Genomic DNA, 14,758 nt, shown 5'->3' with positions numbered 1-14,758 from the left:
AAACGGGAGTAAAAAACGGGGACGAACCGGGTGTGGACGAGCCCTGGACAGGAACGAACAGGCGGTAAGCCTGGCGCAGCCCCGCTGCCACCCCTGCCGCCAGCAAAGCCGCAGCGCGCGATTCTAGCATGCAGGACATGGCCCACCGGGTAACGCGCTATATATAACTGGCACATAAGCCCGCCAACGGGCAGTATCCGTCTCTTGCCGGGATCCGCTGCGATGTTGTTCAAGCACCACAATTGCAGCGGGGCTAGAGAGGGGGACGAATTTTTTTTCGTCGGAAGGGAACGATATGGCAGAATGCCAACGCACAAAGTTAGACAGGGCTCGAAGTCTACACAGCGCGTCTTTTGTTTCCGCTCCGATGTTATACTCCGAGCAATGTATGACTTGTCTTTGTCAACAAGCTCGCAGTAAATCTGCGGTAATCTCAATTTCGAGAGGAGAAATATGAATAAACTTTCAAAGCTCGCGTTCATTGCAGCTACCGCAGTAATGGCTGCATCCGCTTCGGCACAGTCGGTGCCGGCTTCGCGACAAGCTATAAACGACAACTGGGTGAACGGCACCGGCGAATACGTGTGGATGAACGGCACGAACGAGCTTTGCTGGCGTGATGCCTTCTGGACACCGGCAACGGCAAACGCAAAGTGCGATGGCGCCCTGGTAGCCCAGGCTCCGACCCCGCCGGCACCGCCTGCTCCGGTTATTACCAGCCAGAAGATCACGTATCAGGCTGATGCGCTGTTCGATTTCGACAAGTCTATCCTGAAGCCTGCGGGCAAAGAAAAGCTGAGCGATCTCGCTTCCAAGATCCAGGGTCTGAACCTGGAAGTCGTGGTTGCAACGGGCTACACCGACCGTATCGGTTCGGACAAGTACAACGACCGCCTGTCGCTGCGTCGTGCTCAAGCTGTGAAGGCCTACCTGGTCAGCAAGGGCATCGAAGCCAACCGTATCTACACGGAAGGCAAAGGCAAGCGCAATCCTGTTACGACTGGCTGCCACCAGAAGAACCACAAGCAACTCATCGCCTGCCTCGCACCGGATCGTCGCGTGGAAGTCGAAGTTGTCGGAACTTCAAAGTAACAAGCTCCGTCGCTTTGCAGCATCGCAAAGCCCCGCTTCGGCGGGGCTTTTTTTATGCGCGTGGCGATCGGTCGCGCGCTTTTCCGTGTTCCCGTGTTTTCGTGGTTTGTATCGCCTATATACTTCGAGGTTCCCTCCTTCGACTTACGCCATTTTCAATGGCCTATCCGCCATGACCAACGCTGATCCCCACGAACTTCAAAAATTTAGCGATCTCGCCCATCGCTGGTGGGACCCGAATGCAGAATTCAAGCCGTTACACGAACTCAATCCCGTCCGGCTCAACTGGATCGACTCACATGCGCGTTTGGCCGGCAAACGCGTACTGGATATCGGATGCGGCGGCGGCATTCTCTCGGAATCCATGGCCGGGCGTGGCGCGCAAGTAAAAGGTATTGACCTCTCCAGCCAGGCGCTGGGCGTTGCCGACCTCCACAGCCTGGAGAGCGGGGTCAACGTTGAGTACGAAGAAATTGCCGCAGAGGCCCTGGCAAACCGCGAACCAGGTTCCTATGACGTGGTGACCTGCATGGAGATGCTCGAACACGTACCGGAACCCGCTGCCATCGTTGCGGCTTGTAAAGCTTTGGTCAAACCTGGCGGCTGGGTCTTTTTCTCGACGCTTAACCGCAATCTTAAGTCGTACCTGTTCGCCGTGATTGGCGCCGAATACATCGTGGGTATGTTGCCCAAAGGCACGCACGATTACGCGCGCTTCATTCGTCCCTCCGAGCTGGCCCGTTTCGTTCGCCTGGCGGAGCTCAACACAGCGGACCTCAAAGGCATTACGTACCATCCCATCAGCAAACATTTTGGTCTGTCGAACAATACCAGCGTCAATTACATGCTGGCCTGCCGACGCGACGGCTGATACGTTACCGCCCTGCATTTTCACCATCTCATGAACCCTGTTACTTCCTCGCCCGCGGCACAGAGCAACGATATCTCGCGGCCAGAACGTGCTTACAAGGCCGTTTTGTTCGACCTCGATGGTACGCTGGCCGACACCGCCCCCGATCTTGCCGCTGCCGTGAACACAATGCGCGAACAACGGGGGCTCGCGCCTGTGCCCTTCGATGTGTTGCGCCCACTGGCTTCAACCGGGGCGCGGGGCCTGATTGGCGCCGCATTTGGTATCACGCCGGAATACGCCGAATTCGCCGCGATGCGAGACGAATTCCTCGCCAATTACGCAACAGATATCTGTGTAAAAAGTGTACTTTTCCCGGGTATCGCTGCCCTGCTGGACGACCTGAACGCACGCGGCATTCGCTGGGGCATCGTCACCAACAAGGTCGCGCGGCTGACCAGCCCGCTGGTCGCGTTGCTCGGGCTGGATACACACGCTCGATGCGTTGTCAGCGGAGACACCACTGCACACTCAAAGCCCCATCCGGCCCCATTGCTTCATGCCGCCACCGCGCTAGGCATCGCGGCGCAAGACATGCTGTATGTCGGCGACGATTTGCGTGATATTCAAGCAGGCCGTGCGGCGGGCATGGCGACGATCGCCGCAGCCTACGGTTATTGCGGCAACAGCCTGAAACCAGCAGATTGGCAAGCCCAGTATCTGGTTCAGTCACCCTCTGAATTGCAGGTGTTACTGCGCGAGATCACCCAGGCAGGATGATGCAAGCACCGCTTGCAAGCGCTCGCGCCTCCCCTGCCAACTTGAAATCCATCGCATTAGCCTCAACTCGGGTTCTATGGGATAATCGACGTCCCATTGGGGCCGACCTGGTTTCGACGTGGGTAGCGAAGCAATTCAGGGCATACCGAGGACCCGTCACCTCGTAAATCAATGGGAAATTTGTAAATGCAAAAATCGAAGTCAAGAACGCGTCTAACGACAGTTCTTTCTCCGCACAAGCCGCCTAAAAACCGGCTTTCCTCGCACAGGCTCGCTGATGGGCCTGGGCCGCAAGGCTAGCGAGGTCATTTACGTCAGATAATCTCCGGTAGTGTCATGACGCCGGGGCCGAAAACTTAGTGACTCGCCGTAACGAAGTGTGTTCGTCCACGTCGGTACGGTTAAATTAAATTGACTGGACTAAGTATGTAGAACTGGTTGTAGAGTGCTTACGGACGCGGGTTCGATTCCCGCCGGCTCCACCACGATTCAAACCCCGCAAGTTCAAAGTTTTGAACTTGCGGGGTTTTTGTTTTTGGGCTTGGTCATGGGGCCTGTCAAAGCCCTGGCTCAGACCTACGCGATGTGAGCCACGCGTGGTTCGTTCTGCCGGCGCCGATAGGCCGTATCCCGGGTCGCCAGCCAGAGGTATAGCGGAGAAGTAACAAGGAGCCCGATCAACCACGAGAGGTCCGCCCCATCGAGGTATCGCGGAATCGGCCCCGTATACATCGGTGTGTTCATGAAAGGTATTTGCACCAGTATGCCAACCGCGTATGCCGCCAACGCCTGCGGGTTAAAGCGCCCATAGATGCCACCGTCCGCCTGGAAAATAGACGGGATGTCGTACTTCCCTTTATGAATCACGTAGAAGTCAATCAGGTTGATCGCAGTCCAGGGAACAAGAACAACGAGCAAGGCCAGCACAAGGTCCACCAGGTTCCCAATAAAGTTTGTGGACGCGCCAATCGCCGCGTAACAGCACGCCGTAAAAATGACAATCGACACCACTGCCCGTGCCTTCGCCGTCGGAATCCAGCGCCATGCGAAGGTTTGTACCGAGGTAATCACAGCGAGGACAGCTCCGTACAGGTTAAGGGCGTTGTGACTAATGACGCTCAGCAGGAAAAGCACGAGCATGAGAGAACCCAGCGGCCCGGTAGCCTGCTTCACCGCGTCCATCGTATCGATTCCCGGCGGAACTGCCAGAACAGCAACGGCACCGAAGATGAACGCCAACGTCGAACCGAGCACACAGCCAAGATAGGTAGCCCAGAATGTCGAGGCAACGCCAACGTTCTCCGGCAGGTAGCGTGAGTAATCCGAAACGTAAGGTGCGAAAGCAATCTGCCAGAGCGCGGACAGTGACACCGTCGCCAGCCAGCCTGCGAAATTGAACCCCCCGCGGGTCAGGAAGTCAGCCGTTCCGATGTGCGTGAGGATGTACCAGAAACCAACCGCGATGCCGATTCCGAGCACCCAGGTGCCGATGCGGTTGAGAATGTGGATGAAGCGGTAACCAATGATGCCGATTAAACCCGAGCCAACCGCGCCAATCACAATACCGGCTGGAACCGATACCGATGACGCGATGCCGTGCACCGACTTGCCTGCGAGCACAATATTGGATGCGAAGAATCCAACGTACATCACTGCGGCGATGACGGTCACCAGCAATGCGCCCCACGAACCAAACTGCGCGCGGCTCTGCACCATCTGCGGGATACCCAGTTGCGGGCCCTGCGCGGAGTGAAGCGCCATTAATATCCCCCGACTGCCTGACCCACGACGATTGCGACGATTCCCCAAAACAGGTTCAGATGAAACATTTGCACGCCAAGCGCACCCGTTACGATAGGCAGGGGTGCGATATTTCCGCCGAACCAGAGTGTGAAAAGGTCTCTAACCTTTCCATGCCGCTCCTCGGGGGGGACGTATCCAATCGTATGCTTCTCGATAAATGGCGACGTGCTGCTATCAACTGTACTCACGATGCTGTCTCCTATATTTCACGCTATCGCACCTATAATTTTTTTGAAATCTTTTGCCCTGAAACCAAAACTCGGCACATACATCGAAACGATGTTGATTGAGTCTCTTTGAACCAGTCCCGCAAAGTGGAACAATTTCCAGCTAAAGCCACGAGAACTGGGTTCTGTACATCACAGAGCCCAGCCCATTGAGTTTGATACGTTTGTGGTTACGGCTATGGTTGCAATCGTGAACGTAGTGCCTGTTTCGTGCCTGTTTCGTGCCTGTTTAGTGTCTGATGTATTCCTGAATAGCGCTTCCTGAGCGCGTCTACACGTTCAAGAAAAATGAGACATGGGTTTATCAGGCAACAGGCAAGCGCACAGGCAAGCACGCTCAAGCTCGACGTCACGACCTTAATTTAGCGAAGCACCTTATTTTTAGAAAATAGGGTTTTATGTGCTTCTAAACAGCTTTTTTATTTCTTCGTCGAGCACCCTTTTCCATAAGGGTTAGCAGAGCACTAGCGCTCATACCGTCAGTACATCGCTGGGTAAACACCGACTACCACACCCTAATCCGCTCTATCTGCTCGCTAGCGGCAAACAGCACCCGCGCGACTTGCCAGATCAAGCGAGTCGCGCTGGCATCCAGGCTCCGTCTTTGCATGTATCCGTTCGGCAGGCTTCTCCTGCTTTTTTTCGCGCGGTATTGTACGTAGGGTTTAAACAGTTTTATTTCACGCCAGGTCGACATGGCTTGATAAAACAACCGAGGTTTACGGTGGCAACTTATACATTGAGACAACTAAAGTATTTTGTAACAACAGTGGAAGCTGGGAGCGTGGCCGAGGCATCGCGTCGCCTCTACATCGCCCAGCCATCCATTTCGGTCGCTATCAAGGGCTTGGAAGAGAGCTTCAATATGCAGCTCTTCATCCGCCATCATGCCCAGGGCGTGTCTCTGACGCCATCAGGAACACGCTTTTACCTTAAAGCGCAGGAACTCCTTCGCATGTCTCACGAGTTCGAACAGAATGCCCTTGCCGACAACGATATCGTGACCGGCCATGTTGACATCGGCTGCTTCGAAACTATGGCGCCACTCTATCTGCCCCAACTCATCGCGGGCTTTCGAACACGCTACCCCGGTGTGGGTATCCGGATGCACGACGGCGAACAACAGGAACTCGTACAGGGGCTCACCACCGGCACCTTCGATCTGGCCTTTCTTTACGATCATGAACTCGACGGGACGATAGAAACCGAACCTCTGATGCCTCCGCAAAAGCCTTATGTCCTGCTGCCAGAGGGCCATCGCTTCGCCAGCCAGAAGCAGGTATCGTTGCACGACTTGTGTCCTGAACCCATGATTTTGCTTGACGTGCAACCTAGCCGAACCTATTTCGTGAGTCTCTTTCACGAACTGGGATTGAAACCCAATATCGTTTTCGGCTCCCCCTCCATCGAGATGGTTCGCGGCATGGTCGGGCAAGGCTTTGGGTTCTCGTTGCTGGTCACGCGCCCGCACTCGGAATGCGCTTATGACGGCAAGAAAGTGGTGATCATCGACATCGCTGAAACCGTCGCCCCATCAGGGCTCGTCAGCGCCCGATCCCGACGGGGCCAACTAACCAGGCCAGCTCAGATCTTTCTGGAGTTTTGTCGAGAGCGGTTGGCCGCCATGCCCCTCCAGCCCAACCCATGACCCCGCCCGACAATCGCGGGCCGCAGCAACCGCCAGAACGGTCACCGCCCCAAGGCTTACAGGTTGATGGGATTGCAAAGGTACTCAACGAGCCGCTCCAGCATCGCATCGCAACCTTCCAGCTGTTCGATCTCAATAAACTCATCGGGCTTGTGCCCCTGGTCCATGCTCGCTGGCCCGCAGATGACAGCCGGAATACCTGCCTGCGTAAACAACCCGCCCTCCGTACCAAAGGCCACCGTGCCGAAATCGCTCGAACCGGTGAGAATCGACAACAGTCGCGCAGCCTGACTATCCGCAGATGTGGCGAGACCCGGATACGAATTCAGTTCTTTCAGGCTGATACCTGTATCTGGCTTTGCCGCCTGCATTTTAGGCAGCAGCTCTTTCTCCGCGAACTGTCGCAGGTCATCAGCCACTTGCTGCGAATTGAAACCGGGTAGCGCCCGTACCTCGAAGTCGAATTCGCACTCGGCGGGCACGATGTTCAGTGCCCGTCCGCCCTTGATCATCCCGGTTTGTACCGTCGAGAACGGCGGGTCGAAACGTTCATCGTGATGAGCCGGCCCGGCGAGTCGCTCACCTATCTCTTCCAGGTGGCCAACAAGACGTGCTGCATACTGAATCGCATTAACACCGTAGGGTGCATAAGCGGAGTGGCACGCATGGCCCTTCACCTGGCACCGCATGGCCAGCTTGCCCTTGTGCCCAAGGACGGGCTTCAACCCCGTCGGCTCGCCAATCAGGCAAAGACGCGGCTTGAGTTCGCGGCTATCAAGTTCGGCCAGCATTGATCGCACACCGAGACACCCCACCTCCTCATCGTAAGAAAAGGCAAAATGCACGGGGAGCTGCAAACGCTGTCGGTAAAACAGGGGCACAGCGGCCAGTACTGAGGCAATGAAACCTTTCATATCGGCCGTCCCCCGCCCATACAGGCGGCCGTCCCGATGCGTCAGCTGGAACGGATCCACGGTCCAGGCTTGCCCCTCTGTCGGAACCACGTCGGTATGACCTGAGAGGGCCACGCCACCGCGGTCTTCCGGGCCGATGGTCGCAAAGAGGTTGGCCTTTGTTCGCTCAGGGTTGTAGAAGAGCTCACTTTTAACGCCGTGGTCGGACAAGTATTGCTGGATAAAAGCAATTAACTGCAAGTTCGAATCACGGCTGACGGTCGGAAACGCAATGAGCCGCTCGAGCAGGTCGCGGCTGGAAAGTTCATTCATTGCCTGGAACGCCATAGCTGGGTGCTGCTGCAGGATTCAAGGCTCGGGCGATGTAATCGTGCATCTGCGGCTGATACGCACGCCATAGCGCATCGACTTTGCCAATAGGGTCGTCGTCGCTCCAGTCGACACGCAAGTTCACGATAGGCCACCTCAGGTCACCGACTATCTTCAGCGCCGCCGAATGAACCGGACCCGCTTCCCCGCCTGCGGCCATTGCTGCATGCATGGCCGCGAGCAGGCGATCTGCCAGGTGTCCTCGCGCGTTTTCAAAAGCAGGCACCATGGCTTCGATGACTTGCCTGTCTGCAAGCAGGTTTCCAGCGGCCACGCATTGCTTTCCTGTCACGGCATGGTGAATGCCAAGCGCTTCTTTCCCACTAAAGCACGCGGTTTGGCCGCGGCTATCAATGACCGTAACTTGCCGATACTGGCTCCATCCATTAGCGCCCAACGCACGGCCCAATGCGGCCTCCGGCGTTAACTGGCCAAACTCGAGCAAATCAAGGATTTCCGGGCCCAGCGCGGGCAACGTGACATTTTGCGTCGCCACAGCACCTACACCCGAGCGTACCCAAGGACAGCGCGCGCCAACGGCAATGCTCGAAGAGCTAATTGCGATACCGAGCTGCCCACTTTCAGGACAGCGCCCGACAATAGAAAACGTCACATGACCTCCGTCAGGTACGGGGCACAAAGCGCGAACGCTTCGGCCCGGATTCTGGTTTTAATCCTGGACATCAGATTTGCTGAGCCTTCCAGTTGTCCGGAATGACTGCGATGACATCGATTTCCATTAACCATTGCGGCTGTCCCAGTGCCGAAACAACGAGCCCGGTAGAAATGGGATAAACGCCCTTGAGCCACTTGCCCACTTCCCGATACACCGGCTCCCGATACCGCGGATCAATGATGTACGTCGTCGTCTTGACGATGTGCGACAGGTCACTACCCGACTCTTCCAACAGTTGCTTGACGTTCTTCATAGCCTGTTCGGCTTGAGCTCCCGGATCACCCAGACCAACGAGCTTGCCATCGAAATCCGTGCCGACCTGACCGCGCACGTAAACGGTATTGCCAGCGCGTACGGCCTGGCACAGGTCGTTATCCAGTATCTGGTTCGGATAGGTATCCTTGGTGTTGAACATCCGAATACGGGTATGGGTAGGCATCAGTTCACTCCAGTTTCGCTGATTTCGTTAGTCTCGCTAACGCTGACGGATTCCTCGACGGCGCGATGGGTCTTTCCCCTGCGTTCCAAGGCATCCTGATAAGAAAGATATGAGCGCTGCGTAGCAATATGTCCCGCCACATGTTTGGCGTCGTGCCAGACGCCCCAGATGAATGACGAACCGCGGCGCGACAGCCAGGGCAAACCCAGGAAATAGATTCCCGGTTCGGACGAGACCCCACGCTGGTGACAGGGCCGCCCCTTGCCGTCGAAAGCATTGACCTTGAGCCACTGGTAATCGAGCGAAAAACCCGTAGCCCAGATAATCGATGTAATGCCTGCCTCAGTGAGGTCGAGGTGATGAAGCGGATTTTTCACGCAATCCGGGTCTGGCAGGAAATCACGGGCGGCCGGTTCTTCAGGGAGGTCAAGGCCGTTTCGCTCAATGTATGCGTCGGCTGCATCCAGCAAGGAAAGATAGTTTTCGTCACCCGCCTTGATATTGGCCGCCAGGTCGGATTCGAACGTCACCACGCCTGCATCGTTAAAAGACTTCGTCAAGCCAACCAGTGTTATTCCTTCGTGCGCGAGACGACGGAAATCTACCGTCTCGCCCCCATGCGCGCCGCTTACCGCGATGGTGACGTGCTCCTTGCCAGGACGCATGGTTTCCGCATCCCATTCACCCAGGACACCAAGCCACCAGCAAAAATCACGCTTGCGATAAGCTCGCGGCGGACGATCATGAGGCCCGACAGAGAGAAATACGTTCCTGCCCGCGCGTCGCAGCTCATCGGCGATCTGCACCCCCGACGACCCTGCGCCCACCACCAGCACGCCGCCAGCGGGTAGTTGCGCGGGGTGGCGATAATCTGCCGAGTGCATCTGGAATAGCTTGTCTTTGTTCGATGTAACCGGTGTAACCGGTGCAATTGGCGGAATCAGCGGGCGCTGAAACGGACCCGTAGCGACAACGACCCGTTGCGCCTCGATAACGCCATCGGAGGTTTCCACGGTGAAGCCCGGCCGATGAGCGTTACGTACGACACTGCGCACTTCAACGCCCGTGCGAACGGGCACATTGAACTTTTTGGCATACACCTCGAAGTAGGCCGCCACGCGATCTTTGGAAGCAAATGCATCAGGGTCCAGATCATCGAACTCAAGGCCAGGGAAGCGGTCATGCCATGCCGGACCATTGGCCACCAGCGAATCCCAGCGGCTTGTACGCCAGCGCTCTGCGATCCGGTCACGCTCAAGGACCAGGTGCGGCACACCCAGTTTGCCCAGGTGCTCGCTCACCGCGATGCCGGCCTGACCGGCGCCAACAACGAGTGTATCGATTGAAGTCCCTGCAACTGTCATGACGGTTTTCCCTCTAGTAGGCATTCGGCAATCCGGTATGTGTCCCGGGAGATCTCTGGCCATCGCAACCGGTTGGATCTTGAATTTTTCGATCCGATAGCGGTTTTAATGAGTTTTGCAATACCGCAGCCTTACGGCTTTGCGTAGACAGGATTCTCTTTAGCCGAGGGGATGAGCGAAATTATTTTTTTTATGGTCGCTAGCTAGGAAAAAGCTCCGATCAAGTTCTGCCGGGCCATGGACACTTCCACGAACCGATTCAGCCCCTTTGCCCTACAGCGGCCTGCACAGCAAGCGGCAAGATTCTGAAAAAGAATGACGTCGCCCTCATCTCTCGATTAAACTTCCAGCTTTGCCTTGAGCTAATAACTGCCGTGTTCCCGCAGTGTTCCTGAGCGTGGCGTTTTTTATTTTCAAGCTATCGTGAATATTAAACGCTGCAGAACAAAATTAATTCACGAATATGAAGTTGAAAATCGCAGTCGTCATTCCAAGTTACAAGGTACGGGAACATATCCTGGATGTATTAAATTCATTCGGCCCCGAGATTTTCCGGATTTACGTTATTGATGATTGCTGCCCTGAAAATTCAGGTGATTTCGTAACCGCCAACTGTAAAGACGAACGCGTCGTCATCATCCGGCATACGGAAAATCGGGGAGTTGGCGGTGCAGTAATGACCGGCTATCAAGCTGCAATTAACGATGGCATGGATATATTCGTCAAGATTGATGGCGATGGGCAAATGGACCCAGACCTGATTCTGGATTTTGTCGCGCCCATTATGGCTGGCGAGGCTGATTACGCCAAAGGCAATCGTTTCTTCGATCTGGAAAAAATTAGCGCAATGCCTAAAATGCGTCTGTTCGGCAATGCGGTGCTGTCATTCATGTGCAAGGTGTCGTCGGGCTACTGGAACCTCTTCGATCCAACCAATGGCTATACGGCCATCCACGCCGATGTCGCGCGCCACCTTCCTTTCCATAAAATCAGCCAGCGTTATTTCTTCGAAACCGACATGCTTTTCAGGCTGAATACCTTGCGTGCCGTGGTCATCGATGTCCCGATGGAAGCAAAATACGGCAACGAGGTTAGCAATCTTAAAATATCCCGGATTGCCGGCGAGTTTTTTGCTAAACATATGCGCAATTTTTTCAAGCGAATTTTTTACAACTACTACCTCCGCGATATGTCGCTGGCTTCTATCGAATTGCCGGTCAGCATTGCGCTACTCGGTTTCGGCTTTGCTTACGGTGGCTATCACTGGATATATTCCGCGCACAAGGATATTCCCACACCATCCGGTACGGTAATGATGTCGGCGTTACCTATTCTTGTCGGCATACAGTTTTTGCTGGGCTTCCTTGGGCAGGATATTGCCTCGGTGCCGGTTCACCCTCTTCATCGAAAAGCCCGCAAGCCTCGCGTCCCCAAAACAGGAACATCTGCATGAATGGGTTTGCCAGTTTCAAGCGCAGGCGGGCCCTGCGTCACCTCGTTATCGCCTGGAAACAAGTCTGATGCAGTTCACGCGTTATCTGATGGTCGGGGGAATCACCTACGCCCTGGACATGGGTGGGTTCTTGCTGTTCTTTAACTATTTCGGAGTAGGCCCGCTCATAGCCAATGCGATCGCCAAAGTACTGGCCGGGCTGTTCGCCTTTTTCGCTCACCGTTATTTCACTTTCGGCGTAGCCAAGGGTGGTGGAACAGCGCGGCAGGCGATCCGCTATTTCTCCCTGCTCGCACTGAATATTCCTTTCTCGGCCCTGATACTGAGCATCATGTTATGGCTGATTCCCATCGCGGTGGTGGCCAAGTTCACGGCGGACATCATTTGCGTATTTTATACGTACTGGTTGAGCAAACACTTCGTGTTTTTGAACCCAGAGGCAGCCTCAAATGCAGCCTCGCCCAGGGTTGCGGCAACCGGAACAAGCCGTGGGCAAAACCGTTTATGAGAAAGCGCTCCATGCCCCATTCATTGCAACGGCTGCAGCCGCTAAACGCCAGCCATCCGTCGAATCACGAATTCGTATACCCATGCCTTACCCGGTAAAGTCTGGTCGGCAAGATTCCTTCTCATTTAAGTGTTTATGAAGACCAGAAACTATGCTTTTATTGGGTTAGGCATCCTCGTGCTAACCGCTTCGCAGTATCTCCTGAACGACCCACTACACCTGGATTCAGTTCGACGCGATAGCCTGGTATGGCTCGCCGGTATTCTGCTAACCGGCGCAATCCTGGGTGTATTGACGCCAGGATATTCACGCGCATGTCTACTCGGCCTCATGCTGGTCTGGCTAATTGCAGGGGTCGGTTTAACCCAGGCACTCGTGGTCGCCGTATGGCTGCTGAGTGCCTGGAGCATCGGCGCAATATTGCTGCGCTGGCTTTACTCCGGTCCGGCCAATCCCAACCCGGCAGTTAGCTCAACCGTAGCCATTCTGCTGGGTACGACAATCTGGCTTGGCATTTGGGGGGTGATGCTGCATTTTCCGGCCAACTACCCGAGCCTTTATCTTGGGCTTTGCCTGTTGCCTCTCCTGGCGCTCCCAAGCCTGAGGCCGCTCATCTTCACGAATCTGCGCGGGCGAACACTAGCGCTCCATCACTGGATGCAGTCCATCCCGTTTTGGGCCTGGGTCGCCGGGCTCGCCCTGATCGCGTGGACCCTGCGCTGGGCCAGCTTGCCAAACCTGGTCTATGACGACCAAGCGCTCCATCTGCGGCTGTGGACCGAACTGCTCTACGAACAACGTGCGTTATTCGATGTGCGCAATCAGATCTGGGCCGTTGCCCCCTTTACGACGGATCTGCTGCATGCAGGCTTGTCGCTGATCGCCGGGGCCACCGCGCGTAGCGCCATGAACCTGACGTTAGCACTCGTGCTGCTCACGCTCTTCGTTCGTATTTTGCAGCGCCTGAATATACCCGCCTGGGTGCAGTGGCTTCTGCTAGTGCTCATGGCCAGCACGCCGATGCTAGGCTATTTGCTGCTGTCGCTACAAACCGAACTCATGCTCGCTGTGCTGGGGCTGGCGGGCCTCTATCTGGTGCTCGAATCAAAGGGCGACTGGCGCAGCCAGGCGATGCCTGGCCTGCTGGCTTGTGCGGCGCTATGCGCTGCCATCAAACTGCCCGGCGCCATATTGGGCGTGGCACTGCTGGCCTCATTCGCGTGGCATTGTTGCTGCAGCCGACGCGCCGCTGCAGCGCCGCCACCTGCGCCACTACGCTGGTCGGCACTGGTTTTATTGATTCCGCTCACCTTCGTAGCATTGCACGCATACCTCATCGCCTGGCAGATGACGGGCAACCCTGTCTTTCCGCTTTACAACGCGGTATTCCGCTCCCCGCTATTGCCGCCCGATAACCTCAGCGATTCCCGCTGGATCCACGGCTTCTCCCTCAACAGCTATATCCGGGCGTTCTTTCAAACCTCTGATTTCCTGGAAAGTGGCAACTATGTAGCAGGCTGGCAATATCTTTTGTTGCTGCCGTTCGCGCTCATCGCAGTCTGGCGCAAGGGCGTACCCGCCGGCTTGCGGCTTGCCTTGCTGCCCCTGTTCGGTTTTGGCCTGGCCATGTTCGCCACAACCCAGTACTGGCGCTATCTGTTCCCGGTCATGCCTATCGCTGGAATCGTGCTGGCCGCGCTTTTCATCAGAACAAGCCGTGGGTGGCAAACCATCGTGATCGCCGTGACCTTGACTTGCATCGGACTCAATTTAGTCTTCTTCAAGCGAATATCGTCGCTGATGAGTTTGCCCGCGCAAGCCGCATACACGAAAGCAGGAAAAATGCAGTTCGAACACCTCCATGCTCCGCCGGCTATCCTGACCGCCGAGGTCAACCGTATAGCTCCTGGCTCCCGCGTTCTTTACCCCCCACGGGACCCTTTTGGGGCAACGCTGCACGGCACCCCCTTATACGTGAACGGGTACGCACCATTCCGTCGTGCTCGCTTTGACGCCTTGAAGAACTCGCAGGACATGGCAAGCTTTCTCGCTGACGAGAAGGTCGATTTTGCGATTTTGCGCCTGGACGGCAAGCTAGACCCTGAAGTGCCCCAAGTGTTGCTACGTGAGTATCTGGCTCAATACGGCATCGCGCTGGCTCAGGAGGGCATGTATATTCTGTATCGCCTGAACCGCACCCCAGTGTCCTACCAGCCGGTATTCGACCTGCACAGCGCCATGCTTAAGCATCCCGGGCAGCCCACCTTACAATTACCGTTACCCGCTTCCGGGACAGAAATCACGGCTACTCAGCAACCATAGGTGCTGACCGTTTTATCGCTGCCGCCAGCGACACAAGTGCGTTACAGCGCGCACCTGCATTGCCCATCGAAAAAAGGCGCTTTTATCGCCCAAATCAATTGGGACGTGGGCACGCCTTATTACCGCCTGGTAGCTTGCCGCGCAGAAGATCAATCGTTTGTCGAAACAGCGCCCATACCGTTGGGCGCGCGCGAGGGGACGCTTTATATTACGGTCCGCGATGCGGCATCGGCACAGATCGAGGACTTGCAGGTGGACGCTCATTAACGGGAACCGGCTGCAAGAACCGGCCGCAAAGCGTCACCATCATGGG

The 14,758-nt window shown here is 55.9% G+C and carries 12 protein-coding genes, 1 other RNA gene and 1 pseudogene; 9 read left to right on the top strand and 5 right to left on the bottom strand.

The features are described from left to right. Window positions 1–453 precede the first annotated feature (453 nt). From ompA to ssrA, 4 genes are all read left to right on the top strand, one after another. Window positions 454–1,092, top strand: a complete 639-nt coding sequence (gene ompA / locus GH657_RS04950; protein WP_153099685.1) for an outer membrane protein OmpA — start codon at window positions 454–456, stop codon at window positions 1,090–1,092. 172 nt (window positions 1,093–1,264) lie between these two features. Beyond that, window positions 1,265–1,963: a bifunctional 2-polyprenyl-6-hydroxyphenol methylase/3-demethylubiquinol 3-O-methyltransferase UbiG gene (gene ubiG, locus GH657_RS04945; protein WP_153101644.1), complete on the top strand. Its 699-nt coding sequence runs from the start codon at window positions 1,265–1,267 to the stop codon at window positions 1,961–1,963. 30 nt (window positions 1,964–1,993) lie between these two features. Continuing rightward, window positions 1,994–2,722, top strand: a complete 729-nt coding sequence (gene gph, locus GH657_RS04940) for a phosphoglycolate phosphatase (RefSeq protein WP_153099684.1) — start codon at window positions 1,994–1,996, stop codon at window positions 2,720–2,722. Window positions 2,723–2,820: 98 nt separating this feature from the next. Then, window positions 2,821–3,207: a transfer-messenger RNA gene (gene ssrA / locus GH657_RS04935) on the top strand. A 91-nt stretch (window positions 3,208–3,298) separates the two neighbouring features. Here ssrA and GH657_RS04930 read toward each other — a convergent pair. Next, window positions 3,299–4,713: pseudogene (locus GH657_RS04930) on the bottom strand (purine-cytosine permease family protein). A gap of 763 nt (window positions 4,714–5,476) precedes the next feature. Between GH657_RS04930 and GH657_RS04925 the strand changes: the two are divergent. After that, on the top strand, window positions 5,477–6,400 hold the full coding sequence (locus GH657_RS04925; protein WP_153099683.1) for a LysR substrate-binding domain-containing protein: 924 nt from the start codon (window positions 5,477–5,479) through the stop codon (window positions 6,398–6,400). A gap of 56 nt (window positions 6,401–6,456) precedes the next feature. Here the strand turns inward: GH657_RS04925 and argE are convergent, their stop codons facing one another. The 4 genes from argE to GH657_RS04905 all read right to left on the bottom strand — a co-directional run bounded on the left by argE (window position 6,457) and on the right by GH657_RS04905 (window position 10,162). Further along, the gene (gene argE, locus GH657_RS04920; protein ID WP_153099682.1) at window positions 6,457–7,626 is read right to left on the bottom strand and encodes an acetylornithine deacetylase; all 1,170 of its coding nucleotides are present in this window, start codon (window positions 7,624–7,626) and stop codon (window positions 6,457–6,459) included. Continuing rightward, entirely contained in the window at window positions 7,619–8,296 is a 678-nt protein-coding gene (locus GH657_RS04915) for a DUF1028 domain-containing protein (RefSeq protein ID WP_153099681.1), read from the bottom strand. Before GH657_RS04915 ends, argE begins: the two co-directional genes overlap by 8 nt. Before the next feature lie 70 nt (window positions 8,297–8,366). Next, window positions 8,367–8,798 carry a RidA family protein gene (locus tag GH657_RS04910; RefSeq protein ID WP_153099680.1) on the bottom strand — a complete coding sequence of 144 codons (432 nt, stop codon included), beginning with the start codon at window positions 8,796–8,798 and terminating at the stop codon, window positions 8,367–8,369. After that, complete coding sequence (locus tag GH657_RS04905; protein ID WP_153099679.1) at window positions 8,798–10,162, bottom strand: flavin-containing monooxygenase; 1,365 nt, start codon at window positions 10,160–10,162, stop codon at window positions 8,798–8,800. The genes GH657_RS04910 and GH657_RS04905 overlap by 1 nt, the downstream gene beginning before the upstream one ends. Window positions 10,163–10,625: 463 nt before the next feature. Between GH657_RS04905 and GH657_RS04900 the strand changes: the two genes are divergently transcribed. The 4 genes from GH657_RS04900 (at window position 10,626) to GH657_RS04885 (ending at window position 14,712) form a co-directional block, all read left to right on the top strand. Beyond that, entirely contained in the window at window positions 10,626–11,615 is a 990-nt protein-coding gene (locus tag GH657_RS04900; protein WP_153099678.1) for a glycosyltransferase family 2 protein, read from the top strand. A gap of 67 nt (window positions 11,616–11,682) precedes the next feature. Then, window positions 11,683–12,123 (top strand): GtrA family protein, encoded by a 441-nt coding sequence (locus GH657_RS04895; protein ID WP_153099677.1) that lies wholly within the window; start codon window positions 11,683–11,685, stop codon window positions 12,121–12,123. A 177-nt stretch (window positions 12,124–12,300) separates the two neighbouring features. Beyond that, window positions 12,301–14,445: a hypothetical protein gene (locus GH657_RS04890; protein WP_220094833.1), complete on the top strand. Its 2,145-nt coding sequence runs from the start codon at window positions 12,301–12,303 to the stop codon at window positions 14,443–14,445. Next, complete coding sequence (locus GH657_RS04885; protein WP_153099675.1) at window positions 14,446–14,712, top strand: hypothetical protein; 267 nt, start codon at window positions 14,446–14,448, stop codon at window positions 14,710–14,712. The last annotated feature ends 46 nt before the right edge of the window (window positions 14,713–14,758 follow it).

The organism is Paraburkholderia hayleyella (assembly GCF_009455685.1).
GTDB lineage: Bacteria > Pseudomonadota > Gammaproteobacteria > Burkholderiales > Burkholderiaceae > Paraburkholderia > Paraburkholderia hayleyella.
The sequence above is the reverse complement of the archived record's forward strand: the minus strand, read 5'-3'. Positions and strand labels throughout refer to the sequence as shown.

Coding starts and splice junctions, on each gene's coding strand:
- ompA (WP_153099685.1), top strand. CDS start 454: ATGAATAAACTTTCAAAGCTCGCGTTCATTGCAGCTACCGCAGTAATG.
- ubiG (WP_153101644.1), top strand. CDS start 1,265: ATGACCAACGCTGATCCCCACGAACTTCAAAAATTTAGCGATCTCGCC.
- gph (WP_153099684.1), top strand. CDS start 1,994: ATGAACCCTGTTACTTCCTCGCCCGCGGCACAGAGCAACGATATCTCG.
- argE (WP_153099682.1), bottom strand. CDS start 7,626: ATGAATGAACTTTCCAGCCGCGACCTGCTCGAGCGGCTCATTGCGTTT.
- GH657_RS04910 (WP_153099680.1), bottom strand. CDS start 8,798: ATGCCTACCCATACCCGTATTCGGATGTTCAACACCAAGGATACCTAT.
- GH657_RS04905 (WP_153099679.1), bottom strand. CDS start 10,162: ATGACAGTTGCAGGGACTTCAATCGATACACTCGTTGTTGGCGCCGGT.
- GH657_RS04900 (WP_153099678.1), top strand. CDS start 10,626: ATGAAGTTGAAAATCGCAGTCGTCATTCCAAGTTACAAGGTACGGGAA.
- GH657_RS04895 (WP_153099677.1), top strand. CDS start 11,683: ATGCAGTTCACGCGTTATCTGATGGTCGGGGGAATCACCTACGCCCTG.